Origin of the sequence: Corynebacterium sp. HMSC069E04 (assembly GCF_001813175.1) — a bacterium.
GTDB classification, from domain to species: Bacteria; Actinomycetota; Actinomycetes; order Mycobacteriales; family Mycobacteriaceae; genus Corynebacterium; species Corynebacterium aurimucosum.
Window position 1 is genome coordinate 1 of the sequence record NZ_KV811703.1, and the last position, 1423, is coordinate 1423.

The 1423-nt window shown below is 57.2% G+C and carries 1 protein-coding gene; it reads right to left on the reverse strand.

The genetic code is table 11. The features are described from left to right. Positions 1-1311: ISL3 family transposase (locus tag HMPREF2896_RS11435; RefSeq protein WP_070719578.1), on the reverse strand; the 1311-nt coding region annotated here is incomplete at its 3' end. Between the last annotated feature and the right edge of the window lie 112 nt (positions 1312-1423).

Here is a 1423-nt window from a genome sequence, read left to right on the forward strand (position 1 = left end):
GAGTGCGTTGATTTTGTCCTGTAGTTGTCCGGAGTGGATGAGGCATCGCAAGATGTAGTGGTTGAGGTTTTTGAATCCCAGGGCGATGCCGCGTAGGTGTTCGAGTCTGCCGTTGATTGCCTCAACGGGACCGTTGGATGCGCCGATATCAAAGTAGGCGAGCACATCTTTGCGTCGACGCCACAGGGTGCGTCCCAGTTGGGCGAGCTCTTCTAAGCCTTTTGGTAGTCCTTTACGCAGGGTGTGGATGATGCGTTCCATGAGCTTTTTGCCTTCCGATTTCTTCGGATGCGCGTACGCTGCGATCACGTCTTGGTAGAGCAGCCACGTTACTTCTAGGGCCACGTAGTCGTCATCGGTGGCCCACAGCATTTCTAAGCGTTGCTTTTGCCGCTCGGTGAGATAGTTCGTCCTGGTCAACAGGGTGCGCCGGTGCTTGTACAGCGGGTCATCTTTGCGTCCGCGGCGCCCGGTTGTCTCACGTTGGAGTCTTTGTCGGCAACTGGTGAGCTTGTCGGCTGCCAGATGCACCACATGGAAAGGGTCCATGACTTTATTCGCCTGTGGTAGTTGCTCTTCAACTGCGGTGGCATAACCGGTGAACCCATCCATGGTCACCACCTGTATCTGCTCCCGGAAGCTGGGGTCGCGCTCTTTAAGCCACCCGCTGAGCACGTGGGCGGATCTGCCCGGTCGCATGTCTAACAAACGAGCAGGCCCACGCCCGTCCACCAGCGGGGTGAGGTCAACAAGTATGGTCACCAGGTTTGATGCCTGACCTGGTTTTCTGGTGTGTTTCCATACATGTTCATCGACTCCGAGGACGCGAACCCCGTCTAGGTGACCGGGGTCGCCGTAGACAAGCTGGCGGCAGGCATCCAGTGCGACCTGGTTGACCAGGTCCCAGCCCACACCGAGTGCTTTGGCGGTAGCTGACACACTCATCCGGTCAATAGCAAGGCGCTGCAAGATCCAGCGGGTGACCCGATAAGTGAGTTTGGCGCCGTCATCCGCGCAGGTTAAAGATTCTTGGAAGATCTTTCTCTTACATGAGACGGCTGTGCATAAGAATCTGGGGACTGTTACGTGCAGCCTAGTGGGGAATCCAACGACAGGAAGATCAACGAGTCGACGGGTGGTGTGGTCGCGCAGCTTTCCTGGCTGTCCGCAGTCCGGGCACACGCCGATAACGGCTACTGGCGTGGCCTCAATGATGGTCAACGCTCCGGCATCAGCGGCACCGGTGATGGCAAGTCCGATTTCCGCGGTACGGCAGATAGTGTCGGCGACGAGGTTTCCAGTAGGCTTCACAGTACGGGTCCCTGGTGGGTTTAGATGGTTGTGTAGGAACTTTCATCTTCACACCAGGGACCCCTACATGTTGTGGTGACCCGCTGAACCCGTCGTTTTCTACCTCACCCCG